Origin of the sequence: Streptomyces silvisoli, from assembly GCF_029269905.1 — a bacterium.
GTDB classification, from domain to species: domain Bacteria; phylum Actinomycetota; class Actinomycetes; order Streptomycetales; family Streptomycetaceae; genus Streptantibioticus_A; species Streptantibioticus_A silvisoli_A.
In genome coordinates this window covers 50,898-76,284 of the sequence record NZ_JARJBC010000017.1, presented here as the reverse complement: position 1 = coordinate 76,284, position 25,387 = coordinate 50,898, and the positions used below count along the sequence as shown (strand labels likewise).

At 70.4% G+C, this 25,387-nt stretch carries 19 protein-coding genes; 6 read left to right on the top strand and 13 right to left on the bottom strand.

The genetic code is table 11. The features are described 5' to 3' along the window. The first annotated feature begins 864 nt into the window (after positions 1-864). Complete coding sequence (locus P3G67_RS24585) at positions 865-2,232, top strand: hypothetical protein (RefSeq protein ID WP_276095422.1); 1,368 nt, start codon at positions 865-867, stop codon at positions 2,230-2,232. A gap of 111 nt (positions 2,233-2,343) precedes the next feature. Here P3G67_RS24585 and P3G67_RS24580 read toward each other — a convergent pair whose 3' ends face one another. Continuing rightward, positions 2,344-4,503: a RecQ family ATP-dependent DNA helicase gene (locus P3G67_RS24580; RefSeq protein ID WP_276095421.1), complete on the bottom strand. Its 2,160-nt coding sequence runs from the start codon at positions 4,501-4,503 to the stop codon at positions 2,344-2,346. Between the two features lie 179 nt (positions 4,504-4,682). Here P3G67_RS24580 and P3G67_RS24575 point away from each other — a divergent pair, with 179 nt between their 5' ends. Next, positions 4,683-6,497, top strand: a complete 1,815-nt coding sequence (locus P3G67_RS24575) for a helicase-related protein (protein ID WP_276095420.1) — start codon at positions 4,683-4,685, stop codon at positions 6,495-6,497. A gap of 196 nt (positions 6,498-6,693) precedes the next feature. Continuing rightward, positions 6,694-7,287, top strand: a complete 594-nt coding sequence (locus P3G67_RS24570; protein WP_276095419.1) for a hypothetical protein — start codon at positions 6,694-6,696, stop codon at positions 7,285-7,287. Between the two features lie 40 nt (positions 7,288-7,327). Here P3G67_RS24570 and P3G67_RS35860 read toward each other — a convergent pair whose 3' ends face one another. The 3 genes from P3G67_RS35860 to P3G67_RS24555 form a co-directional block, all read right to left on the bottom strand. Continuing rightward, positions 7,328-7,687, bottom strand: coding sequence for a hypothetical protein (locus P3G67_RS35860; protein ID WP_313881196.1), 360 nt, complete (start codon positions 7,685-7,687; stop codon positions 7,328-7,330). Positions 7,688-7,983: 296 nt separating this feature from the next. After that, a complete protein-coding gene (locus P3G67_RS24560; protein WP_269856611.1) occupies positions 7,984-8,679 on the bottom strand; it encodes a ribonuclease HII in 696 nt (231 codons plus the stop codon). A gap of 198 nt (positions 8,680-8,877) precedes the next feature. After that, positions 8,878-9,798 carry an ADP-ribosylglycohydrolase family protein gene (locus P3G67_RS24555; protein ID WP_269856612.1) on the bottom strand — a complete coding sequence of 307 codons (921 nt, stop codon included), beginning with the start codon at positions 9,796-9,798 and terminating at the stop codon, positions 8,878-8,880. A 165-nt stretch (positions 9,799-9,963) separates the two neighbouring features. On the opposite strand from P3G67_RS24555, the gene P3G67_RS24550 reads away from it, so the two are divergent. Continuing rightward, on the top strand, positions 9,964-10,590 hold the full coding sequence (locus P3G67_RS24550; protein WP_276095417.1) for a TetR/AcrR family transcriptional regulator: 627 nt from the start codon (positions 9,964-9,966) through the stop codon (positions 10,588-10,590). Here the strand turns inward: P3G67_RS24550 and P3G67_RS24545 are convergent. The 3 genes from P3G67_RS24545 to P3G67_RS24535 all read right to left on the bottom strand — a co-directional run bounded on the left by P3G67_RS24545 (position 10,563) and on the right by P3G67_RS24535 (position 13,058). After that, positions 10,563-11,372, bottom strand: a complete 810-nt coding sequence (locus P3G67_RS24545) for an SDR family oxidoreductase (protein ID WP_276095416.1) — start codon at positions 11,370-11,372, stop codon at positions 10,563-10,565. The genes P3G67_RS24550 and P3G67_RS24545 overlap by 28 nt on opposite strands. A 127-nt stretch (positions 11,373-11,499) precedes the next feature. Continuing rightward, a complete protein-coding gene (locus P3G67_RS24540) occupies positions 11,500-12,465 on the bottom strand; it encodes an RNA polymerase sigma-70 factor (protein WP_276095415.1) in 966 nt (321 codons plus the stop codon). Next, positions 12,453-13,058, bottom strand: coding sequence for a DUF4937 domain-containing protein (locus tag P3G67_RS24535; RefSeq protein ID WP_276095414.1), 606 nt, complete (start codon positions 13,056-13,058; stop codon positions 12,453-12,455). The genes P3G67_RS24540 and P3G67_RS24535 overlap by 13 nt, the downstream gene beginning before the upstream one ends. Positions 13,059-13,155: 97 nt before the next feature. Between P3G67_RS24535 and P3G67_RS24530 the strand changes: the two genes are divergently transcribed. Beyond that, positions 13,156-13,560, top strand: a complete 405-nt coding sequence (locus P3G67_RS24530; protein WP_276095413.1) for a VOC family protein — start codon at positions 13,156-13,158, stop codon at positions 13,558-13,560. Between the two features lie 71 nt (positions 13,561-13,631). On the opposite strand, the gene P3G67_RS24525 is transcribed toward P3G67_RS24530, so the two are convergent. Both P3G67_RS24525 and nrdR read right to left on the bottom strand, forming a co-directional pair. Then, positions 13,632-16,562, bottom strand: a complete 2,931-nt coding sequence (locus tag P3G67_RS24525; RefSeq protein WP_276095412.1) for a vitamin B12-dependent ribonucleotide reductase — start codon at positions 16,560-16,562, stop codon at positions 13,632-13,634. A gap of 201 nt (positions 16,563-16,763) precedes the next feature. After that, entirely contained in the window at positions 16,764-17,363 is a 600-nt protein-coding gene (gene nrdR, locus P3G67_RS24520) for a transcriptional regulator NrdR (RefSeq protein WP_276095411.1), read from the bottom strand. A 510-nt stretch (positions 17,364-17,873) separates the two neighbouring features. Here nrdR and lexA point away from each other — a divergent pair. Beyond that, positions 17,874-18,644: a transcriptional repressor LexA gene (lexA, locus tag P3G67_RS24515; protein WP_276095410.1), complete on the top strand. Its 771-nt coding sequence runs from the start codon at positions 17,874-17,876 to the stop codon at positions 18,642-18,644. A 101-nt stretch (positions 18,645-18,745) separates the two neighbouring features. On the opposite strand, the gene P3G67_RS24510 is transcribed toward lexA, so the two are convergent. The 4 genes from P3G67_RS24510 to P3G67_RS24495 all read right to left on the bottom strand — a co-directional run bounded on the left by P3G67_RS24510 (position 18,746) and on the right by P3G67_RS24495 (position 25,295). Continuing rightward, entirely contained in the window at positions 18,746-20,716 is a 1,971-nt protein-coding gene (locus P3G67_RS24510) for an ATP-dependent DNA helicase (RefSeq protein ID WP_276095409.1), read from the bottom strand. 82 nt (positions 20,717-20,798) lie between these two features. Next, the gene (locus P3G67_RS24505) at positions 20,799-22,553 is read right to left on the bottom strand and encodes an IucA/IucC family protein (RefSeq protein WP_276095408.1); all 1,755 of its coding nucleotides are present in this window, start codon (positions 22,551-22,553) and stop codon (positions 20,799-20,801) included. A gap of 36 nt (positions 22,554-22,589) precedes the next feature. Further along, complete coding sequence (locus tag P3G67_RS24500; RefSeq protein WP_276095407.1) at positions 22,590-23,357, bottom strand: GNAT family N-acetyltransferase; 768 nt, start codon at positions 23,355-23,357, stop codon at positions 22,590-22,592. Between the two features lie 27 nt (positions 23,358-23,384). Further along, positions 23,385-25,295, bottom strand: coding sequence for an IucA/IucC family protein (locus tag P3G67_RS24495; protein ID WP_276095406.1), 1,911 nt, complete (start codon positions 25,293-25,295; stop codon positions 23,385-23,387). Positions 25,296-25,387: the final 92 nt, after the last annotated feature.

Here is a 25,387-nt window from a genome sequence, read left to right as displayed (position 1 = left end):
GGGATCGTCTACACGCTCCCACGCGCCGAGGACGGACAGCCTTGTGCACGTCCGGCTACAGATGAAACGGCGGAGCGCTCGGTGGTCTGGAAGCTCTCGTGGCCGAGGAGGTTCTGGACCTCGTAGAGCGAGACTCCCTTCTGGACCCTCCGCGAGGCTCAGGTGCGGCGCATGGAGTGCGGGACGCAGGATGGACAAGCGGGCACGGCGGCTCCCCGATCGCAGAGCGTGGACAACAAGTCCACCATCACGGCGCCGCGCCCGTCCGCGCGCCACCTTCACCAAAGCCACCGCCTATTGACGGACGCTCTTACCCATTCCGGGTGACGGACCGATCGATGCACCCCAGCGGCCATTGATGTTCCCGGGGTTCCCGAGGAACGTCCTCGTTATGTGGCATGTACCCCTGGCGAGCCTGGTCAGGGCTCGTCCGCACGGGGAGAGGGGCCTCACCCTGAGTGCGGATGCACACGGGTGGGTGGTGGGGCCGTTGACAGTCCGCCAGGGCGATGCCGCCTTCCGCCTTCCACACAAGTTCGTACAAGCAGCGGCTCTACCCGGTACGGCCCCTGACGAGAACGCGGTACTCGTAGGGCACCTTTCCGCCGACGTAGCCGCTATGCAGCACCTCCCCAAGCGCAGTGGGGCACCGAGCCACTGAAGCGAGCACTCGACGGCTTGAGCAACCTTTGAACTGAATATGCATAGATTTGCCCCAGTCCACTGTTCTATAGTCGCGAGATGCTTCGACGCCTTCAGCACTCGAACATAACTTCGACCAGGCGTTCAGAATGGCCGCCGAGCCCAACGGAGCTGAGCACTCCGTTGTTTGTATCGCGCGCCCCGCTGCGGCGACTGATCGTAATGGCCGATGCGGATTGCCTGGTTTCAAACGACAGTGGTCCGTGGTCTCCCGAGTTGGTGTTGAGCGGATTGCTCACACATGAGTTTGTGAAGCTATATCGGTATGCCGATGACGGGCCAGCCGCCGATCTTCCGCGGAAGAAGTACGGGCCATTTACCAAAGCCGTTCCGGGCTGGGTGGAGTTGCTGGCCGCCGACGCAGGCGCTCACGTGCGACAGCTTACGTATGCAGATTCCGAAAGCGCAGGCCGAGGCGGCATTATTGGGAATCGGGCTCAGATTGCACAAGCCGACGTCGCAGCAAAATCCTACCAGGAGCTTGGCGAAGCGACAGCGTGCGTACGCCGTGAAGCAGACTCTCTGGCCGCTCAGGCCGCGGAGACCGTCCATGCCGACCTTTTCATCACCGAGCGACCGTACCTGCGGGAGTCAAAGATTCCATACGGCGTGACCGTGTGTACGCCACAGGAAGCACTTGCACTCATTGGGCTGTACCTCCGGATGCAGGGCCTCTACATCACGTATCGAGGGCCGGATGGGCGGGGCACGTATTCGATGAACAAAGGTCTCTACTACTGGGTCGGCACGCGAGAATTGCTGCCTGCCGCCTGGCGCTGGTTCGCGGCATGTGTTCAGCACTCAATCGGCGTCGGAGACCAGACGCTTATCAACCTTGGAGGTTCGCTATTGCGCCGCCTCCAGACCGCGCTACAAAACCGCGACGAACTGCATAGGTCGCTGAATCTCGAACAGAACAATGATACGGCGTTGGAGATCCTCGACCGCCTGGATGTCATCCTAGTATCACTTATGGGTGCCATTGATGTGGCCGCTCGAGTAGCGCACCACGCCCTCGACCTGCAAAGTGGCATCTACGCTGCGGCGTGGCAAAAGAAGAACTGGCTGAAGGAAGTCCAGGCGAAGAACCCAGGTCTGGCTGCTGCTGTAGGACCGAACACGCCTGGCAGGCACACGGTTACGATTCTGCGACTGTTGCGAAACTCTGTACACGGGGAGGCGCTGTCGAGCTTGGCGGTTCGCAATATGAGTGGCCCCATTGAGACCCGCGTACACCTACCTCAGGCAGACAGTACGGAGATTCTGGCGGCGATGGATGCGCTGGGCGGTAGAGCAGACTGGGGCGTCAAGGAGATTATTCGCGGCCGCTGGGACGCTGACCCCGGCATGCTCGTAGAGCACCTGGTTCCGCACATTGTTGATCTGCTGAATGACTTGATGAAACGGACGCCCGTGGAACAGCTCAGCCACGTGAGCGTTACACCGAAGGACGAGCTCCCTCCGACCGACCCGCAAGGACCATTCAACCCGCGGGAGCGAGAGAGCATTCGCTGGCAGTTTGGCTTCTGACTGCCCGGATAGCGCATCTGGCCATCAAGCCCGCTCGTCTGTCGATATGACGTTACGTGGGCATCTCACCACCCGAGAACGCACGCACCCTGACACACAGAAAGAGGAAACTCAGCCTGCTGCCGCGAGGACCAGCGGAAGAACCTGTTCGCTGCCTGCCTGGCGCAGTAGACGGGCGGCGACTGCGAGGGTCCAGCCGGAGTCGGTGTAATCGTCCACGAGCAGGACGGGACCGGGAGAGCGAGCCAGGGCACCAGCCAACTCCTCGGAGACGGTGAAGGCCCCGGACAACGCCCTGAGGCGTTGAGCGGAGTTGCTGCGGCGTGCCGCGTGCGCCCCGCTCGGCCCGGTGTATGCCAGGGTGCCCAGGAAGGGGAGGCGGCCGATGGCCGCAATGCCCTCGGCGAGAGAACCAACCAGCTGCGGGCGGGCCAGAGACGGTACGGCGACGACTCCCACCGGCCGGGCAACGGCCTCCGGCGCATTCGACGCCCAGCCACCCGGAGAGCGCGCCCAATCGGCGAGGACCGCCACCGCGGCCCGCAGGACATCGTCGGGGACCGGCCCGTCAGGCGCGTTCTCAGCCAGCAGCGGGCGCAGCCGGTTGCCCCAGCCGATGTCCGAGAGCCGCCCCAGGGCACGCCCGGTGGAGCACTGCTCCTTGGCCGGGATACGGCCCTTGAGGTCGATGCCCAGTGCGGGCATCCCCGTCGGCCACATCCGGCGCGGCTCAACCTCCACCCCCGGGCGATCCAGCTCCTCCACCGCCGCCGTCAGCGTCTGCTCCGAAACAGAAGAATCGGCCCAGGGGCCAGCGCAGTTGTCGCACCGGCCACACGGGGCCGCCCCCTCGTCGTCCAGTTGCTGGCGCAGGAACTCCATCCGGCACTGGGTCGTGCTCGCATAGTCACGCATGGCCTGCTGCTCGGCCGCTCGCTGCCTAGCGACCCAGGCGTACCGCTCGGAGTCGTAGACCCACTGCTCACCGGTGGAGATCCACCCGCCCTTCACCCGCTTGACCGCCCCGTCGACGTCCAGCACCTTGAGCATGGTCTCCAGACGGGTCCGCCGAAGGTCGACCATGGCCTCCAGGGCTGGCACCGACAGCGGGCGTCCCGCATCGGCGAGGGCCGAGAGGGTCTGGCGGACCTGCGCCTCGGGCGGGAAGGCGGTATCAGCGAAGTAGCGCCAGATGGCCTCGTCCTCCTTGCCCGGCAGCAGCAGCACATCGGCGTGATCGACGCCACGGCCCGCACGCCCCACCTGCTGGTAGTAGGCGATCGGCGAGGACGGCGAGCCAAGATGGAGCACGAAGCCCAGGTCCGGCTTGTCGAAGCCCATGCCCAGCGCCGACGTCGCGACCAGCGCCTTGACCCGGTTGGCCAGCAGATCGGCCTCGGCCTGCAGCCGATCAGCGTTCTCCGTGCGCCCCGTGTACGAGGCCACCTTGAAGCCGCGCTGCCGCAGATAGGCGGTGGCCTCCTCGGCCGCGGCCACCGTCAGCGTGTAGATGATTCCGGAACCCGGCAGATCGTCCAGGTGCTCGGCGAGCCAGGCCAGGCGGTGGGCGGCGTCCGGCAGCTGGACCACACCAAGCCGCAGGCTCTCCCTGTCCAGCGGGCCGCGCAGCACCAGCGCCTCGCCCGCGCCGGTGCCCAACTGCTCGGCCACATCCGCAGTGACCCGCGCGTTGGCGGTCGCCGTGGTGGCCAGCACTGGTACACCTGGGGCAAGCTCGGCCAGCATCGCCCGCAGCCTGCGGTAGTCGGGGCGGAAATCGTGTCCCCAGTCCGAGATGCAGTGCGCCTCGTCGACCACCAGCAGACCAGTCGTAGCCGCGAGCTTCGGCAGCACCTGATCGCGAAAATCCACAGAATTAAGACGTTCCGGACTTACAAGGAGAACGTCGGTCTCGCCGCGCTCGACCTCCTCATAGATGGCGTCCCACTCCTCCGGGTTGGCCGAGTTGATCGTGCGCGCCCGGATACCGGCCCGCACCGCCGACTCGACCTGGTTACGCATCAGCGCCAGCAACGGAGAGACGATCACCGTCGGACCAGAGCCACGCCGACGCAGCAGAGCGGTGGCAACGAAGTACACCGCCGACTTACCCCAACCGGTGCGCTGCACCACCAGGGCACGTCGGCGCTCCTCCACCAGAGCCGCCACCGCCTGCCACTGGTCCTCACGCAACCGCGCCGAACCCCCCGGGTCACCGACAAGCTCAGCGAGGATGGCGTCGGCTTCAGCGCGGAGCTCCAGGTTGTCCATGCCCCCATGCAACCCGATAGCAAGGACAAAGGGCCACCTCACCCAGCGTGACCAGCCGCTCGCGATCGGTCCACCGACCACGCGCCGATCGAGGATGGCCAGGGCCAAACGCTCGACCACGACCGTCCTCGACCGGCACGTTTGCGCAGGTCAGGGCTTCAGCTCCGCCTGGAATTTGAATGCCCTCCCAGTTCCGTAGCCCGGAGCGGTTGAACAACCCCGACTTCCGGGATGATGTGCTGCCCAAACTGGCCGCGACCACTGGCTTGTTGGTGGTGGACGAGGCGCACTGTATTTCCGACTGGGGCCATGACTTCCGGCCGGACTACCGCCGGTTGCGGACCATGCTGGCGGAACTGCCTCCCGGTACACCGGTGTTGGCCACCACGGCCACCGCGAACGCCCGGGTGACGGCCGATGTGGCCGAGCAGTTGGGCACCGGTGGCCGTCCGGACCAGGACGGGGGTGCGCTGGTGCTGCGCGGCCCGCTTGATCGGGAGAGCCTGGCGCTGGCCGTGCTGCGGCTTCCTGATGCGGCGCACCGGTTGGCCTGGCTTGCCGATCATCTGGAGGCGCTGCCGGGTTCGGGGATCATCTACACGCTGACCGTGGCGGCGGCGGAGGAGGTGACCGCGTTCCTGCGGCAGCGCGGTTATGCCGTCGCCTCCTATTCGGGTAAGACGGAGGACGCGGATCGGCGCACCGCGGAGGCCGATCTGCTGGCCAACCGGGTCAAGGCGCTGGTGGCGACCTCGGCGCTGGGCATGGGCTTCGACAAGCCCGACCTGGGTTTCGTGGTGCACGTCGGTTCTCCGTCGTCTCCCATCGCCTACTACCAGCAGGTGGGGCGGGCTGGTCGTGGTGTGGACCATGCCGAGGTGCTGCTGCTTCCCGGCCTTGAGGACGAGGCGATCTGGCGGTACTTCGCGTCGCTGGCGTTCCCCGGTGAGGAGCAGGTGCGCCGCACGCTTGAGGTGCTCGCGGAGGCGGACCGGCCGGTGTCGCTTCCGGCGCTGGAGGCCCGGGTCGACCTTCGCCGCTCCCGGCTGGAGACCATGCTGAAGGTCCTGGACGTGGACGGCGCGGTGCGCCGGGTGCGCGGCGGCTGGACGGCGACCGGGGAGCCGTGGGCGTATGACGCCGAGCGGTATGCGTGGGTGGCCCGGCAGCGTGAGGCCGAGCAGCAGGCGATGCGGGACTACGCGGCCGCCACGGGCTGCCGGATGGAGTATCTGCGACGGCAGTTGGACGATGAGGCGGCCGAGCCGTGTGGCCGCTGTGACAACTGCGCCGGGGCCCGCTTCCCTGACGGCGTTTCCGCTGACGCGCTGGACGCTGCCAGAGCCGCGTTGGGCAGGCCCGGTGTGCAACTGGAGCCGCGCCGTATGTGGCCGACCGGGATGCCCGCGGTGGGTGTGGACCTGAAGGGGCGGATTCCGGTCGGCGAGCAGGCGCTGAGCGGTCGGGCGCTCGGCAGGCTGTCGGACATCGGCTGGGGCAACCGGCTGCGCCCGTTGTTCGCCGAGGGCGCGCCCGACGGTCCGGTGCCCGGGGACGCGGTGGACGCGGTGGTGCGGGTGCTCGCGGACTGGGCCAAGGGGCCCGGTGGTTGGGCGAGCGGCGATCCCGGCGCGCCGGCGCGTCCGGTCGGTGTGGTCACCGTGGACTCGCGCAGCCACCCGCAGCTGATCGAGTCGTTGGGCGCGCGGATCGCGGAGATAGGACGGATGCCGCTGCTGGGCCGGTTGTGCTACGCGGAGGGCCAGGCGCCGGAGCGCATACCGCGCAGCAACAGCGCCCAGCGGCTGCGTGCGCTGCACGGCGCGTTCACCGTTCCGCCGGAGGTGGCCGCCGAGTTGGCCCGCAATCCGGGACCGGTGCTGTTGGTGGATGACTTCGCGGACACCGGCTGGACGCTGGCGGTCGGCGCCCGGCTTCTGCTGCGGTCCGGCGCTCAGGCGGTGTTGCCGCTGGTCCTGGCCATGCAGGGCTGATCGGAGGCTGGTTCACGACGGTCCCGACGGGATCTAACCGGCGGACAGGTCCATACCGGTCGGGTGGCGGCAATTGCTCATTGCCGCACGTCCGTACGGAAGGAAGAATTGGAGCGGACCCCCGGCTGGCTCATCGAGCCCCCGGACCGGCGTACGCCCGTGCCCAGTACCCGAGCGCGCGCACGAAGGGAGGACCATGGCTTTCGGCTTCTCTCCGGAAACCGGAGCCGACGCGGCCTCCCGCCTGAGTCGGATCCTGGGTCTCGAGGAGTGGACGGCATGCGGGATACCGCTGCTGCCCAGGCCCCGGGAGGTCGTCAAGGACCTGTACACCCGTCATCTGCCGTCTCCGGCGACCGCGGTGGTGGCGGTGTTCGCCCCGGACGGGCGTGCGGCCGCCAGTGCCTCGTTCTCCCAGCGGGCGGCCAGCGTGGACGGGTGGGAGCACCGCAACGCGATACTCGCCCATCTGCGCCGGGTCATCCCGCACGATCTGCGCCGCCGTGTTCCCATACGGACGGCCGTGCTGCTGGTGTGCAGGGACGGTGTGCCCGACTGGACCGCGGCCGACGGAGCGTGGATGTGGGGTCTGCGCGACGCCTGCACGTTGCACGGGCTGCGCTGCGGGGCGTACATCACGCTCACCCCGAGCGGCTGGCATGTGCTGGGCGACGGGCGCAGTGGCCGTACGCCGCACGCCGGTTCGTGGTCGGAGCGCGCCGGAAGCCCGGCGGCACTCGGCTCGACCGACGCGGCGCCGCAGGCCGTCCGCCGCCAGGTGGCCCGCTGAGCGCGGGCCGACCCCCCGTCGTGACGCGAAGGCGCGCCGGTCAGAGCAGTGCGCGTAGCCGCTCGGGGTCGCCGCAGACGACGAGCAGCGATTCCGCTCGGGCCATCGCGGCGGGCAGTGCCTGCGCCGACTCCTCGTCGGTGCCGCCGTTCACGGCGAGCACCACCACGGGCCGCTTCACGGCACGTTCGGCGGTGGCACGCGCGTAGAAGACGTCGTCGGCCTCGTCCTGCTGGCGCCAGTAGGGCTCCTCACCGAACGACAGCTCGTGCTGCGCCCAGGGGTGGATCTCGCCGGTGGTCAGCACCAGGATGTCGGAGGGCGCACGTCCGGAGTCCAGCAGTTCGTCGACCGCGTTGTCGGCCGCCTCGATAGCGGTGACGTCGGTGGCCGGGACCAACTGGATCTGCGCCGTGGCTTCGGCGGCTCGCGTAGCGGACGGTCCCGCCGGGGCGGTCGTCCGAGCGGAGCCGGGGTGTCCGGGCGACGGATGGGTACGGGTCGCGCGCGGCGGCGCCGGGCGCGGGCCGGGTCGGGGACCGGGAACCGGGGCGGGGCGGGGGGCTTGCGGAGTACGGGTTCCCCCCGCTGCGGCGCGCGGGCCCGGGACACTCTCGTGAATCTGTGGCTCCTCGGGGATGAGAGGCATGATGAGTTGTCTATCAAATGCGGTGGACGGACACAGCAGCGGGTAGGTCAGAAGTCGAAACCCAACTGCTCGGACTCGTCCGCCTCGTCGATAATCTGGCGGACCTTCTTCAGATGTCGCCAGCGCGGCAACGAGTCAAGGTACGCCCAGGACAGTCGGTGGTATGGGGTGGGCCCCCACTCCTCCAGTGCGGCACGGTGCACCGGCGAAGGGTACCCCGCGTTCTCGGCGAACCCGAACGCGGCGTATTGCGCGCCGAGTTCGGCCATTCGCGCATCGCGCCATACTTTGGCGATCACCGAGGCGGCGGCAACCGAAACACAGGACTGATCGCCCTTGATCACGGTGCGCACCTGCCAGGGACCGCCGAGGTAATTGTGCTTGCCATCCAGGATGACGGCATCGGGTGCCACCGACAACCCTTCCAGCGCGCGTACGGCGGCAAGTCGCAATGCCGCGGTCATTCCGAGCTCGTCGATCTCCTCGGGTGAGGCATGGCCCAGCGCGTGATCGGTGACCCAGCCGGCGAGTTGCCCGGCCATGGCGGTGCGCCGTTTGACGGTGAGCAGTTTGGAGTCGGTGAGACCTTCCGGCGGGCGACGCAGCCCGGTGACCGCCGCGCACGCGGTGACCGGTCCCGCCCACGCGCCCCGGCCGACCTCATCGATACCGGCGACGATCCGGACGCCGAGGGTGGCGCGAAGCGAGCGTTCGACGCTGTGGGTGGGTGGTTCGTACGGCATGGCAATGCCAAGCCTACGCCCCCTGTTCGACCGGTGAGGCGGCGCCGTCCCCCTGCCGCCCGCCCACCGCGTACCAGCGCCGATCCGGAACCGCTCCCCGAACGCGCCGGGCATGCCCCGGCCCGAACTCCCCTGCGGTACAAGGCAGTTCGAACGGGGGACAAGCGGAAGCAGGCGCGGGCGCTGCGCCGTGGGCTGTCAGGCCTGCGAGGAGTCAGGGCGTACGAGCCAGTCGGGCAGCGGCTCGGTGCGGCGCTGCCACTCCGCGGGCGCGGCGCCCGACTGCCGGGCGGCCAGCACACCGCCGACGATCGCGCAGGTGGTGTCGACGTCGCCGCCGGCGCGCGCCGTGGTCCACAGCGCCCGCTCGAAGTCGTCGAGGTTGCGGGCCGCGGCCCACAGGGCGAACGGCACCGTGTCATGGGCGCTGGTGCGCCGTCCGCAGCCCAGTACGGCGGCGACGGTCCCCACGTCCGCGTAGTCGAGCATGTCGCGGGCGCGGCGCAGCCCGGCGTGCACGGCGCTGCGCGGCACCAGGTCGATGACCGCGCTGAGCAGGTCCGCCGGTGCCTTCGGCCCCTCGGGGGCGGCCACCAGGGCCGCGGCGGCGGCCACCGCCATCGCGCCGACCACCGCCTCGCGGTGCTGGTGCGTGGTGTAGGCGGAGATCTCCGCCTGGTGGGTGGCCTGTACGGGGTCGTCGGCGTACCAGGCGCCGAGGGGTGCGATGCGCATGGCGGCGCCGTTGCCCCAGGAGCCCTGCCCGTTGAAGACGCCCGCCGCCAGTTCCCGCCAGTCGGCGCCCTCCTGCCGGATCAGCCGCAGGATGCGGTTGACGGTCGGGCCGTAGCCGCGGTCGAAGTCGTGGTGCTCCGCGAACGAGCGCGCGAGGTCGTCCTGGTCGATCCGGCCGTGCCGGACGAGGACGTTCAGCACCGAGCAGGCCATCTCGGTGTCGTCCGTCCACTGCCACGGCGCGGGCGGCAACTCCCTGCTGTGCAGGGCCGGGTAGTTGGACGGCACGAAGAACTGCGAGCCCAGTGCGTCACCGACGGACAGTCCGCGCAGGCTGGCGAGGGCCCGGTCGAAACGCTCGGGCAGCAGGGTGTCAACGGTCATGGCGACGGAAACTCTGACATCACCCCTGACCAGGGTCAATCACCGTGTGCGCAAACTCACCGGTCTCGCGTGCGGCGCCAAGAGCGGCGCACCCGGCGCCGCACCGACCACAGGCCGCACCGGAACCCCATAAATACAAGACACCGTGTCTTGTAAAGTGGCATCATGGCGGAAACGGCGGCGCGCGGCAGACCCCGCAGCGAGACGGCCCGGCGTGCGGTGCTGGACGCGGCGCTGCGGCTGTGCCAGCGCGACGGCTACCAGGCGCTGACCATCAAGGGGATCGCCCAGGCCGCGGGTGTGGGGCGGCAGACCGTCTACCGCTGGTGGCCGACGAAGGAGGCCGTGCTGCTCGAAGCGCTGCGCGACCTCGTCCACCGCCAGAGTGCCCGGCTCGCCCCGGACACGGGCGACACCCTGGCGGACGTACGCACGCTGCTGGACACGACGTTCCGGCTCGCGCGGGAGCTGACCGGGCACGCGCTCGTCGGACTGATGGCGCAGGCGCAGCACGACCCGGACCTGTCCGCCCGGCTGCAGGGCACCGTGATCGGCCCGCGCCGGGCGGCGCTGCGCGATGTGCTGGCGCGTGGTGTGGAGCGCGGCGAACTCACAGACGGCGAGGTCCCGCTGGACCTCGCCGTCGACCTCGCCTTCGGCACGATGTGGTACCGGCTGATAAGCCACCACGCCCCGGTCGATGACGACCTGGCGGCCCAGCTCAGCCGCACGCTGTGGCGGCTGCTGCGACCCGGCGGGCCGGGTCAGGCGGAGCGCTGCGCCGCTCCGTAGCGGCGTTCCGCCAGCGGCGCGTGCGCCACGAAGTCCTCGAAGCGCCGCTGTCCCACGGCATGCCCGGGGGCCAGCAGCCCGCCGTCGCGCACCGCCCTGACCAGCCTGCCCGGGAGCGGCACCGGCACCACCGGCCGACGGCTCCCGCGTGCCCGCAGTACCGTTGCGACCACGTCGGCCGCGCTCAGGACCTGCGGCCCGCCCAGGTCGGGCACCCGCCCGGCCGCCTCGCCGACGGCGAGCTGCGCCACCTTGTCCGCGACCTCGCCCACGTCGATCGGCTGGAACGACACCCCGGACGGAACGCACACCACCGGCAGCCGGGCCAGTTGCTGCGCCACCACGAGCAGCAGGTCGTGGAACTGGGTGGCCCGCTGCACCGTCCAGGGCAGCCCGCTGCCCTCCAGCTCCTGTTCCACCTGCCGCTTGACCTGGTAGTAGCCGTACGGCACGCGGTCGACGCCGACGATCGACACATACAGCAGATGCGGTGCCCCCGCGCCCCGGGCCGCGGCGATCAGGTGCCGGGCGGCGACGACATCGTTCTTCCAGTGCCGGTTGTCGCTCGCGCAGTGCACCACCGCGCCCACCCCGTCCAGTGCCGCGTCGAGCCCGGTGCCGCCGGTGAGGTCACCCACCGCCCACTGCGCCTGCTCCGGCACCATGTCCGTCCGGTCGGCGCGGCGGCTGAGCACCCGCACCCCCCGCCCCTCGGCCACCAGCCGCCGGACCACCGCGGCGCCGAGCACACCCGTACCGCCGGTCACCAAAATCGTGTCCATCGCCGTCTCATTCCCTCCGTGCGGGCCGGGACCCACGGCGGGTGGCCGGTACCGGCCACCCGTGAACCTCCCGGCGGAGATCTCACGGAAGAGACCGGACAGCCCGCCGAACCGTGACAGCCGCCGGTCACGCCGTGGGGCGCCCGGACCACTGCCGGCCGAAGAACTCCAGCTTCCGCGGATTGAGCACGTTGCGCAGCCCGACGATGCCCTGGTGGGCGAACTCCGGCACCAGCACGCCGAGCACCCTGGACCTGAGCAGCGCGACCATCGCGGGCTCGCCGTTCACCTCGACGATCTCCACCCGAAGGCCCGGCGGCGCCTTGAGCACCAACCCGGCGACCAGGCGGGCCACCTTCGACGGGCCGAGCACCGGACGCCGCGCGGCCGACACCCGGCCGCCGCCGTCCGCCCAGGCCACCACGTCCTGCGTGAGGAGTTCCTCAAGACCCGCCACATCGCCGTCCCCGGCGGCGCGCAGGAACTCCTCGACCATCCGCCGCCGCTGCTCCCACGTCGCCTCGAAACGGGCCTGCGGCTCGCCGACCCGGCTGCGGGCCCGGCGCAGCAACTGGCGGCTGTTGTCCTCGGACAGCTCCAGCACCTCGGCGATCTGCGCATGCGGGTAGCCGAACGCCTCACGGAGCACGAAGACCGCGCGCTCCGCCGGAGTCAGCCGTTCCAGCAGCACCAGCAGCGCGAAGGAGACCGACTCGCGCCGCTCGGCGCTCTCCAGCGGCCCCAACGCGCCGTCCGCGGTCAGCACGGGCTCCGGCAGCCAGGGGCCGACGTACCGCTCGCGGCGCAGCCGCGCCGAATCCAGTACGTTCAGGCACAGGTTGACCACCGTCCTGGCCAACCACGCGCCGGGCACCGCGACTTGGCCGCGGTCCGCGCGCTGCCACCGCAGATAGGCCTCCTGCACCACGTCCTCGGCCTCGGCGGCCGAGCCCAGCATGCGGTAGGCCACCGCGAACAGCCGTGACCGCTCCCGCTCGAACACCACAGCCGGCTCGGCGAGCGCCGCCGGAAGGCACGACGACCCGGCGCTCGGCGAAACCGCCTGAGCCGGGCCGGAGTTCACACCGTCCACGCCTGCACCACATCGATGATGTCACCCGCCACCGACACCAGGTCCGCGTCCAACTCCGCGCGCTGCTCCAGTCTGCCGACCGCGGCCGGGCGGTACTTGCCGCGCTCGGTGGAGGAGTCCCACATCGACAGGACCAGGAACTCGCTTCCGGCGCCCTCCGCGAAGACGCCCCTGAGCATCCCGGGCGATCCGGCCATCGCCGGGTTCCACACCTTCTCCTGCATCGTCATGAAGTGCTCCACCTGCTCGGGACGCACCCGAAGGTGCGCGGCGCGCACCAGGTCCGCGTCCCTGAACTGGGCCCGGAACCCGACCTTCACCTCCTGACGCTGCTCGAAGAGGCGGACGTCGGCACGGTCGTAGGTGCCCGCCTGGGCCACGGCTATGGAGTCGTGCGGCCCGGCCATGAACATGTCGTAGAACCGGCGGTTCTCCCAGAAGCAGAAGACATGCGCCTCGTTCGGGCGACCGCGCCCCCATCCGCCGCCCTGTCCCCGGAACCCCGGCTCGCCCAGCAACCCCGACCACTCTCGCTGCCCGCGCTCGAACGCCTCCCGGTCCAGCACACGACAGCGACTCCACTTCACCAGCACCGCGCCATCTTATGGCCGCCAGGTGCCCGCACCGTGCGGGCGGCAAAGCCCGTCACCCGCCCAACTCCCCTTGTGGGCACGGTCGTACGATCACGGCATGGACGCTCTGTACCCACGCCTGCTGGTCCGCGACTTCGACGCCGCCACCCGGTTCTGGTCCGCGGCGCTGCGCGACCTGCTCGGAGTCGAGCCGGTCAAGGTGCTGCCCGACCACGGATACGCGAACTGGGACGTGGACGGCCAGGCGGTGCTCGTGCTGTACGCGCGCGAGGCGGTCGCCCGCACCGTCGGCACCGAGGCGCTGCCGGCGCGGTCGCCCGGGCAGGACACGGCGATGCTGGTGCTGCGGGTCGACAATGTGGACGAGGCCGCGCGCAGGCTCGCCGGGCACGGCGCCATGGTCGTCGTGGAGCCGCGCGACCGCCCGCAGTGGGGCCCGAACCTGCGCACCGCGCATCTGCGCGACCCGGAGGGCAACCTGATCGAACTCCAGTCGTACTGACCACCGGCACAGCATGAGGCGGGGCGCGGACTGGAAGGTCCGCGCCCCGCCTCATGCCTCACTCAGCGGTGTCAGCTGCACCCGCTGGTCGAGCCGCAGCCCTCGCACACGTAGCAGCTGCCCGCGCGGCGCATCTTGGTGCCGCAGGAGAAGCACAGCGGTGCGTCGGCGTTCAGGCCCTGCTGGATCTCCAGCAGTTCCGTGGAGTTGTGCGCCAGCCGGGGCGACGGCTGCTCGGCCGCGTCCTGGGTGCCGCGGGCCGGGGACTGCTTGGGCGGTTCCACCTGGCGGGGCGCCGACTGGGCCAGGCCCTCCACGTCCACGTCCTCGCCCTCCGGCTCGTAGGAGCCGGTGTCCAGGTGCCGCTGGCGCTCCTCGGCGGAGTGGATGCCGAGCGCGGAGCGGGTCTCGAAGGGCAGGAAGTCCAGCGCCAGGCGGCGGAAGATGTAGTCGACGATCGACTGCGCCATCCGCACGTCCGGGTCGTCGGTCAGACCGGCCGGCTCGAAGCGCATGTTGGTGAACTTCGAGACGTAGGTCTCCAACGGCACGCCGTACTGCAGGCCGACGGACACGGCGATGGAGAAGGCGTCCATCATGCCCGCGAGGGTCGAGCCCTGCTTGGACATCTTCAGGAAGACCTCGCCGAGACCGTCGTCCGGGTAGGAGTTGGCGGTCATGTAGCCCTCGGCGCCGCCCACCGTGAAGGACGTGGTCAGTCCCGGACGGCCCTTCGGCAGCCGCTTGCGGACCGGGCGGTACTCGACGACCTTCTCCACCTCGGCCGGGGCGGCAGGCTGCCCGGCCTTCTTCTCCTCTTCCTTCTTCTTCGCCGAGAGCGGCTGGCCGACCTTGCAGTTGTCGCGGTAGATGGCCAGCGCCTTCAGGCCCAGCTTCCAGCCCTCGAAGTAGATCTCCTCGATCTCCTCGACGGTGGCGGACTCCGGCATGTTCACGGTCTTGGAGATGGCGCCGGACAGGAACGGCTGGGCGGCCGCCATCATCCGGACGTGGCCCATCGGCGAGATGGCCCGCTCGCCCATGGCGCAGTCGAAGACCTCGTAGTGCTGCGGCTTCAGGACCGGGGCGTCGATGACGTTGCCGTGCTCGGCGATGTGCGCGACGATCGCCTCGACCTGCTCCGGCTGGTAGCCCAGCCGCTTGAGGGCCTTGGGCACGGTGTTGTTCACGATCTGCATCGACCCGCCGCCGACCAGCTTCTTGAACTTCACCAGCGCCAGGTCCGGCTCGACACCGGTGGTGTCGCAGTCCATCATCAGGCCGATGGTGCCGGTAGGCGCCAGCACGCTCGCCTGCGCATTGCGGAAACCGTTCTTCTCGCCGAGCCGGATCACGTCCTGCCAGGCTTCGGTCGCCGCGGCCCACACCGGGGTGTCCAGGTCGTCCATGCGCGTGGCGACGGCGTTGGCGTCCGCGTGCTGCTTCATGACGCGCTTGTGGGCGTCGGCGTTGCGGGCGTAGCCGTCGTACGGGCCGACGACCGCGGCCAGTTCGGCGGAGCGCCGGTAGGAGGTACCGGTCATCAGCGAGGTGATGGCACCTGCCAGGGCACGGCCGCCGTCGCTGTCGTAGGCGTGGCCGGTGGCCATCAGCAGGGCGCCGAGGTTGGCGTAGCCGATGCCCAGCTGGCGGAAGGCGCGGGTGGTCTCGCCGATCTTCTGGGTGGGGAAGTCGGCGAAGCAGATGGAGATGTCCATCGCGGTGATGACCAGCTCGACCACCTTGGCGAAGCGCTCGGCGTCGAAGCTCTGGTTGCCCTGGTCGTCGTCGCGCAGGAACTTCATCAGGTTCAACGAGGCCAGGTTGCACGAGGAGTTGTCCAGGTGCATGTACTCGCTGCACGGGTTCGAGGCGGTGATCCGGCCCGACTCCGGCGAGGTGTGCCAGTGGTTGATGACGTCGTCGTACTGGATGCCGGGGTCGGCGCAGGCCCAGGCGGCCTCCGCCAGCTTGCGGAACAGGCTCTTCGCGTCGACCTCCTCGATGACCTCGCCGGTGAGCCGGGCGCGCAGGCCGAACTTCTCACCGTTCTCCACGGCCTTCATGAACTCGTCGTTCACCCGGACCGAGTTGTTGGCGTTCTGGTACTGGACGGAGGTGATGTCCTCGCCGCCGAGGTCCATGTCGAAGCCCGCGTCGCGCAGCGCGCGGATCTTCTCCTCCTCCTTCACCTTGGTCTCGATGAAGGCCTCGACGTCCGGGTGGTCCACGTCCAGCACGACCATCTTGGCCGCACGGCGGGTCGCGCCACCGGACTTGATCGTTCCTGCCGAGGCGTCGGCGCCGCGCATGAAGGACACCGGGCCGGAGGCGTTGCCGCCGGAGGAGAGCAGTTCCTTGGAGGAGCGGATGCGGGAGAGGTTCAGGCCGGCGCCGGAGCCGCCCTTGAAGATCATCCCCTCTTCCTTGTACCAGTCGAGGATCGAGTCCATCGAGTCGTCGACGGAGAGGATGAAGCAGGCCGACACCTGCTGCGGCTGGGCGGTGCCGACGTTGAACCACACCGGGGAGTTGAAGCTGAAGATCTGGTGCAGCAGGGCGTAGGCCAGCTCGTGCTCGAAGATCTCGGCGTCCGCGGGGGAGGCGAAGTAGCCGTGCTCCTCGCCCGCGGCGCGGTAGGTCTTCACCACGCGGTCGATGAGCTGCTTGAGGCTGTTCTCACGGCTGGCGGAGCCGACGGCGCCACGGAAGTACTTGCTGGTGACGATGTTGACCGCGTTCACCGACCAGAAGTCGGGGAACTCCACGCCGCGCTGCTCGAAGTTGACCGAGCCGTCGCGCCAGTTGGTCATGACGACGTCGCGGCGCTCCCAGACCACCTCGTCGTACGGGTGCGTACCGGGAGTGGTGTGGATGCGCTCGATCCGCAGGCCCTTGCCGGGCTTGGCGGTCCTGGTGGTCTTCACTGCCTTTTCGGCCTTCTCAGCGTTTCCGTCCTTGGAGCGAGAGCTACGTGCCGAGCCGCTCGTCGTCTCTGTCATGCCGCCTCCCTATACGGGCAAAACGCCCTGAAGTGCCACGGTTCTTCCCGCCGCACGGTGTTGTCTGCCGCCTCGGCGCCCGTGGCACCGGACGAAGTCTGTGTCCTGCTGTGTGTCGCGGTCCCGCGGTACGCCGCGCCGCGTGTCCCCCTGGGGGCAGGGCCGCGGGCGCCCGGTGGGGGCGCGCCGGGCCGCCCGGCCTCAGGGCGAGGCCGGGCCGGATGGGACGGCGACGGCCGCGCCCCCGTCGGTGCCGCGGGCGTCCGCCGACCGCGGGGCACGGGGTTCCCCGGGCCGCTGACCTGGGCCGTCGGCCGGTGGCCGGGTGGCACAGGGGGCCGGGGCGGCCCCGGCGGCGCCGCCCGCCCGTAGCTCGTTGATGGCCGCCTCGAAGTCGTCGAGCGAGTCGAAGGCCCGGTAGACCGAGGCGAACCGCAGGTAGGCGACGAGGTCGAGGTCCTGGAGCGGGCCGAGTATCGCCAGTCCCACGTCGTGGGTGGACAGTTCGGCGCTTCCGGTGGCCCGGACGGCCTCCTCGACGCGTTGGCCGAGCTGGGCCAGCGCGTCCTCGGTGACCGGGCGGCCCTGGCACGCCTTGCGCACCCCGGCGATGACCTTGTCCCGGCTGAAGGGCTCGGTCACTCCGCTGCGCTTGATCACCATCAGGGACGCGGTCTCGACCGTGGTGAACCGCCGACCGCAGTCAGGGCACTGGCGTCGCCGCCGAATCGAGGTTCCGTCGTCGGTGGTGCGGCTGTCGACCACGCGGCTGTCTGGGTGCCTGCAGAAGGGGCAGTGCATGTCCTCTCCCTCCTCACCCTGATGTCCGCGCACGGACGACCGTCGCGCGGATATGGAAAAACATCGCTTCGCACGGCCTGTTGGGCCCCGCGAAGCAGCCTCAAGCATAGGCGATCCCTGGGGCCGCGAAGACCGCGGGAACCACAACTTGTAGGTGGCTGCCCCCCATCAAACCACTAGATCTGGTGCCGGGGGTCAATGTGCCGTGCTCGCGTGTCGCGGCGGCGCGGCGCCTGCGAGCCTACGTGAAGCCCGGGTACGGTGTGCGCGCGGCCCCGGGTGTCACGCTGGGTGCCACGCGGACGACGGTGGGGTACGGTGCGCGGCGCCGGGCGGCCCGGGCCGGAATCCGGCGGCGGGCCGCCTGGCATGGCCAAATTCCGGCCTATACACCCAATATCTTGATCACGACAGGTGAATCATAAATTTTCACTCGAACGTGTGTTTGGCGCAACCTTTCGAAAGCAACTACCGTTGTCTCACTAGGGAGAACACCAGAGAGGGGCCGCCGTGACCACGACCGCAGACAGCGCGACCATCAGCGCCCAGGACCGCTCCCAGGACCGGCTCGATCCGATGAACGTGATGAACGACGACACTGCCAAGCCAGGACGCTCGCTGCCCGGCCGCCCGCCGGGCATCAGGGCCGACAGCTCCGGCCTCACCGATCGGCAGCGCCGGGTCATCGAGGTCATCCGGGATTCGGTGCAGCGCCGCGGCTATCCCCCGTCGATGCGGGAGATCGGTCAGGCCGTCGGCCTGTCCAGCACGTCCTCAGTGGCCCACCAGCTGATGGCGCTGGAGCGGAAGGGGTTCCTACGGCGCGATCCGCACCGCCCCCGCGCCTACGAGGTGCGCGGTTCCGACGCCCCGCACTCGCAGCCCACGGACACCACCGGCAAGCCCTCCGCATCCTACGTGCCGCTGGTGGGCCGGATCGCGGCCGGTGGGCCGATCCTGGCCGAGGAGTCGGTGGAGGACGTCTTCCCGCTGCCCCGCCAACTGGTCGGTGACGGCGACCTGTTCGTGCTCAAGGTGGTGGGTGACTCGATGATCGAGGCGGCCATCTGCGACGGCGACTGGGTCACGGTGCGCCGCCAGCCCGTCGCCGAGAACGGGGACATCGTGGCCGCGATGCTGGACGGCGAGGCCACCGTCAAGCGCTTCAAGCGGGAGAACGGGCATGTGTGGCTGCTGCCGCACAACGCCGCCTACCAGCCGATCCCCGGCGACGAGGCGACCATCCTCGGCAAGGTGGTGGCCGTACTGCGCCGGGTCTGAACGATCCGGCCGAACGACACGACCCGGACCCCGGAACCCAGCAGGGTTCCGGGGTCCCGCCGTGTCCGCACTCCCGCCGGGCTCCGCGCCCCGGACCGCCCTCAGGCCGTCGCTTCGGCCGCCGCCGCGATGGCCGCCAGCGACCGGCGCACCTGGTTGCGGTCCGTGGTGTACCAGAACTCCGGCATCGAGGCCCGCAGGAACCCCCCGTACCGGGCCGTGGCCAGCCGCGGATCGAGCACCGCGACCACACCACGGTCACCGGTGGCACGGATCAGCCGGCCCGCCCCCTGCGCCATCAGCAGCGCCGCGTGAGTGGCGGCCACCGCCATAAACCCGTTACCACCGTTTTCCTCAACGGCCTTTTGCCTGGCGCTCATCAGCGGATCGTCAGGGCGCGGGAACGGAATTCTGTCCATCACCACGAGTTGGCAATTGGAACCAGGAACATCCACGCCCTGCCACAGCGACAGCGTGCCGAACAAACACGTGCCGGCGTCATCGGCGAAAGTGCGGATCAGCTCCCCGAGCGTCTCCTCGCCCTGCAGCAGGATCGGGAAGTCCAGTCGGCCGCGCAGCGCCTCGGCCGCCGCCTGGGCGGCCCGCATAGAGGAGAACAGCCCCAGCGTCCGGCCGCCGGCTGCCTCGATCAGTTCGGCGAGTTCGTCCAGCATGTCGGTGCGGCTGCCTTCGCGCCCCGGTGTCGCCAGGTGCTTGGCGACGTAGAGGATGCCCTGCTTGCGGTAGTCGAAGGGCGACCCGACGTCGATCCCCTGCCAGACGGGCATATCGTCGCCCCCGGTGCCCTCCGGGGCCAGGCCCAGTGAGGCCGCCACCCCGTTGAAGTCGCCCCCGAGCTTGAGGGTGGCCGAGGTCAGCACCACCGAACGCTCGGCGAACAGCTTCTCGCGCAGCAGCCCGGAGACCGACAGCGGCGCGACCCGCAGTGAGGCGCCGAAGCGGTCGTGCCGCTCGCACCAGACCACGTCGTACTCCGACTCCTCCAGCAGCCGCTCGGCCACCCCGTGCACGTTCTCGATCGACGCCAGCGCCTGCTTGCGCACCGCGTCCTCGTCCGCCACCGAACGGTCGCGCACCTCGCCCAGCGAAGTGATCACCTGGCGGCAGGCGTCCCGCAGCGCGGCCAGCACATACGCCAGGTCCTCCGGGATCTCCTCCAGGCGGCCGGGCAGCGCCAGCTCCATGACCCGCTCGAAGCCCTCGGCGGCGGTCAGCAGCGCGTCCGCGGCCTTCTCGTTGACCAGCTTGGCGGACCGCTTCACGGCGCGGTTGACGCCGCCCGGGGTCAGCTCGCCGGTGGCCACCCCGGTGACCCGGGAGACCAGTTCATGGGCCTCGTCGACGATCAGTACCTCATGGCTGGGCAGCACCGGGGCGCCCTCGATGGCGTCGATGGCCAGCAGCGCGTGGTTGGTCACCACCACATCGGCCAGTTTGGCCCGCTCCCGAGCGGCCTCGGCGAAGCACTCGGCGCCGTAAGGGCACTTGGTGGCGCCCAGGCACTCCCGGGAGGTGACCGAGACCTGGGACCAGGCACGGTCGGAGACGCCGGGGCTGAGCGCGTCGCGGTCCCCGGTCTCGGTCTCGTCGGCCCAGTCCCGCAGCCGCACCAGGTCCTTGCCGAGCTTGCTGGTGGGCCCGCCCATCTGCTCCATGGGGTCGAACAGGCCGTCTTCCTCGTCACTGGGCACGCCCTCGTGCACCCGGTGCAGGCACAGGTAGTTCGAGCGGCCCTTGAGCATCGCGAACTGCGGTTCGCGGCGCAGCAGGGGGCCGAGCGCGGCCACGGTGCGCGGCAGGTCGCGCTCGACCAGCTGGCGCTGGAGGGCGAGGGTCGCGGTGGCCACCACCACCGGCTCGCCGTGTGCCAGCGCCGGGACCAGGTAGCCGAGGGACTTTCCGGTACCGGTCCCGGCCTGGGCCAGCAGATGGGTGCCGTCGTCCACGGCGGTCGCCACGGCCTGGGCCATGGCGACCTGGCCGGGGCGCTCCACACCGCCCACGGCGGTGACGGCGGCGTGCAGCAGTTCGGTGAGGTCGGGCTTGCTCATAGGAGTACCCACCCTACGTGCCGCCACTGACAACGGTCCCGGAAACCGGCGGCCCCGCCGGACACTCCCCGAACCGCACCGGTCACAGCGCGTACAGCGGGTTGGGCACGGTCCCGTGGACGGCGGCGTGCGGGCGATGCGGCCGGTCGCGGTAGCCGTCGAGGTGCAGCCGGTTGCGGTTCAGGCAGAGCCGGTCGATGCGCGGGGTGAGCAGGTCGAAGGTCACGAAACGCTCCTTCAGCTCGGGGAAGCGGTCCTGGTGGCGCAGCACCTCGTCGCGCACCAGCCCCCAGAACTCGTCCTCGGGAACGCCGAGTTGCTCCTCGCACAGCGGGGCGAGGTAGCGGAAGACGCCCACGAACAGGCCGGAGTGGATGAACTGGGTGAGGAACGTGGGTGGTTCGGTGAGCAGCACCTCGCGTACCGCGTCGGGCATGGTGCGGTGTTCCGGTAGGGGTTCGGCGCTGATGTTGATGTCGTCCACGAAGTCCTTGATCGCCAGCCGGACCGGTACGTCGTCCTGGTCGAAGACGACGATGGCGTTCTCGCCGTGCGGGGAGAAGACCGTTCCGTACTGGTAGAGGAAGTGCAGCAGCGGCGGCAGCAGGGCGGCGAACAGGCGGCGCAGCCAGGTGTGCGGGGCGAGTCCGGAGCGGCGGACGAGTTCCGCGGTGAAGGACCGCCCCTCGGGGTCGGTGTGGATCAGCGCGGCGAGGGTGCGGGCGCGCTCGCCGGGGCCGAGGTGTCCGGTGAGCGGTTCGCGCCAGATGGCGCCGAGCAACTCCTTGTACTGGTAGGGGACTTCCGGCAGCTGGCGGTAGACGGGGTGGTCGACGGCGACGGAGGCGACCTCGCCCAGCAGGATCACCCGGCAGTCGTCGCGCAGGAACGGGTCGGCGTCGCGCACCGCGTGCACCCAGGAGGTGACGGCGGGCGCGGCGAGGGTGCGTTCGGTGGGCAGTCCGCGCCAGACGAGGGTGTTGAGGATGGACAGCGGCAGTTTGACGGTGTGCCGGTCGGGGCGGCTGGTGTTGAGGAAGGTGCGGATGGACTGCTGCGGCAGCCGCAGATCGCCGTCGGTGGGCAGCGGGACGATGTCGTCGGCGGCGATGGAGGCGGCGAACAGCGGCAGGACGGTCTCGTCCCACTGCCAGGGGTGCACCGGCAGGTAGAGGTAGTCCTCGGGCATCAGGCCGCGCTCGCGCAGCGTACGGGCGAACAACTCGCGTACCGGTTCGTCCAGTTCGCGGGAGTAGAGCCGCTCGGGGCCGCTCAGCGACGGTACGCCGCGGTAGGCGGCGAGGGTGGTGCGCACCGCGATCCACGGCAGCGGCTGGGCGCGGCGGGCCTCCGGGGTCCAGCGGTCGGCGTCGGTGGCGGAGAAACCGAGGCGGCCCTTGTTGACCACGATCCAGGGGTGTCCGGTCTGCCTGCCCTCCAACTCGGCGTAGTCCAGGTCGGCCAGTTCGCCGGCGTCGAGCGCCACGGCGTCCAGCCTGGCATCGGCGATCAGTGTGGCGTTGAGTTCGCGTACCAGGTGGCCGAGGGTGTCACCGGTGATGCCGAGCTGGCGGTGTGCGTGGGTGAGGAAGTGCAGCGGGTCGCCGGTGGGGGTGAGCGACCGCGGGTCTACCCGCCAGCTTCCGTAGGATCCGCGGCGGGCCAGGAAGTGGTAGGTGACGCCGTCCGCCAGGTCCAGCCGGTAGCCGCCCGCTTCGTCCTGGGGGATCGGGGTGAGCACCTCCTCGTAGCAGAACTCGCCGATCATCTTGGCGAGCAGACGGCGGGCGACGCGGATCCAGATTCCAGGGTCGAGTTCTGCGGGACGGTATAGCACGAAGCGGCTCCTGGGACGAGGGAGTGGCGGTTGCGGTCACAGCAGATGGCGCAGCGCCCGGTCGCGGATCATCAACGCCGCGCGTTTGTCGCGCAGTTCGAGTTCGGCGGCGAAGCGGAATCCGGCGCCGAGGAACGCGGCGACGGACGGGGTGTTGCGCAGGTCGGGTTCGGCGATGACCCGGGCGCAGGCTGGTCGGTGGTCGAGGATGTGGTCGGCGACGGCGCGCAGCAGGGCGGTGCCCAGGCCCCGTCCGCGGTCGGCGACCTTGCCGATGAGCAGGTGGATGCCGGTGTCATGGGGACGGGACGGGTAGTAGCGGGCGACGGGGTCGAGGTCGGCGCGGTAGACCTCCCAGTAGCTCATGGGGGTGCCGTCCAGGACGCCGAGGCAGGGGCGGCTTCGGCCGTCTCCGTCGAGTTGGGTGCGCAGATGGCGGCGGGTGCTCTCCTCGGGTCCGGCGAGTTGCCAGAACTCGTCGACCGCCGGATCGTTCATCCACCGCGTGATGATGGGCACGTCACGGTCGGGGACCACCGGGACGAGTTGGAAGACGCCGCGAGGGGTGTTGACCGGGCCCCAGCCGCTGATGTCGTCGAGCAGGTCGTCGACCAGGCTCCTGGTCAGCGAGCCCGCTCCCGCCGCCGGGACGCTGGGCGGGATGACCAGGTCGACGGCGTCGGAGTCCAGGGTGAGGTCCAGGGTGTCGTCGCCGCTGCCGGTGGTCGTTGCGGGGCGGTTGTCAGTGGTGGCGTCGATACTGGCACTGACGTCGGTGTTGGTACTGGAGTCGGTGGGCGGCATCGGTGGCGCCCCTCCTCTCCTGGAGTGTCACGCCGCTGGTACGGCAAGGGGGTTGGGGATGGTGACGTACACGGACTGGGTGTCGACCGGGCCCACGAGTTCGTCCAGGCCGTGCAGGCGGGTGAGGAGGTTGGCCTTGCAGCGCAGGGTGGTCGCGTGCAGCAGCCGCTCCGGGAGCGTGGAGCCGCTGTCCTTGGCGGCCTGTACGAGGAAGCGCCGGAAGGCGGCGAGCAGCACCTGTTCGTCGGCGAGCCGCTGGGCGCCGAACGCGCCGATGAGACCCAGGGCGTTGTTGATACCGAGGTAGTAGGCGAACCGCTCGTCCGCCACCTCGTCGGCGACGAAGGTCTCGCTGGCGGTGCCGATGCCCGGCAGCCGCCGACCGAGTTCGGCACGCCGGGACTCGCGGAAGTAGTAGCCCTGGTTGTCCCGGTAGCGTCCGCCGGTGGGCCAGCCGTCGGGGTCCAGCAGGACGAGGGTGTTCTGCTGGTGGGCTTCGAGTGCCACACCGGCCTGACCGTCCAGCCAGAGCACGGGGCCGACCACGGTGTGCAGATAGCGCAGGAACCACTCGGTGGCCACGGCCGGGCCGGTCCTGCCGGTACGGGCGGCGAGCCGGGCGACGATGTCGGCGAGTCGGGAGCGGGCGAGCGTCGGCGGGCAGCCGGGCCAGGGGCGCGGAGAGGTCAGCCCGGCAAGGCAGTTGATGTCGTCCTGCGCGCCGAACGAGACGTGGCGCAGTACGACGTCGAGGCCGGGAACGGGTTCGCCGTCGGGTGTGTCGACGGCGAGCCATGCCGGGTCGCGCACGATGTCGAAGCCGGGGTGGTTGGCGTGCCACTGCTGGGCGAGTCCGCTGCGCAGCAGCCGGTGGACCTCCACGCCGCGGACGAGTTCCTTACGGAGGTTCTCCCGGCGGGAGTTGGTGATCCGCACGGCGAGCGAGAGCTTGAGCATCGCGGGCGCGTCGGGCCGGTAGACGGTACGGATGGAGGAGGTCGGATGCCAGTGGTCGCCGTACGGGCCGAGGTCGTGCAGCAGTCCGGCGTCGAGGAGTTGGCGCACCCGGGGGCGGTGCCGTACTTCGCGTGCCTGCCAGGGGTGCAGCGGCAGGGCCACGGTGCCGGGCGGCAGCCTGAGTCCCTTTCCGGCCAGTCGGGCGGTGACGCGGTCGGCGGGGATGGCGCGGCCGCGGTCGGTCCAGGCGGAGTCGGTGGCCAGCACCGAGCGGTCGACGGCCATCCAGTGCAGCGGATACGCGCCGCGGGTCTCCGGCGAGTAGACGCGGGCCTCCGCGCCGGACAGGTCCTGGCGGCTCTTGGGGGTGGGGTGCAGCGGATGGCCGAGCAGCAGCGACTGTTCGGCTTCCAGGAACGGCGGGGTGCCGGGCGGTGCGGTCGGGTTGGCCCGCCGGTCGTCCACGAAGACCGCGGTGCGGCCCACCGAGTCGGCGACCCGGGCGGCCAGGTCGGCGGCCTCCTCGGCCGCGGCGCCGGTCTCCCGGGCGAGCAGTACGGCGAGGGTGACGGCGTCCACCGGCGCCCCGGACGGCATGGCGGGCGGGCCGAAGCGGTGGGTGCCGACCGCGGACCAGTGCCGTACCGGGACATGGAGCGTGACGCCGGTCGAGGTGAGCGGGATCCGCAGTGTGCCGTCCGGGTCCGGGGTGCCGCCGGTCTCCCGCGCCCAGCAGCGCAACAGGCTCTCCAGGCCGGCGTGGTTGGCGGTGGCGTAGGCGTCCCGCTGCTCCAGCGGGTCGGTGTCCCGCGGCCCGGTGCGCGGCACACCGTTGTGCTCGGCGTCGAAGTGGCCGGTCTCGGCGTGGTGCGCCGGTTCGGCGTCGGCCCGGCGGGGCGCGGACGGGATGGCGGGGCCGCGGGCGGGGCCCGGCGGGGTGGCGTCGGGCGTGGCGTCGGCCAGGGGCGGGTGGGAGGTCATCGCTGTGCTCCGTGGGGGGATGGACGACGGTGGGACGGCCTGGGAGCGGTGGTCGGCGGTACGCCGTCCGGTGGGGCGGCGCGAGGTACGAC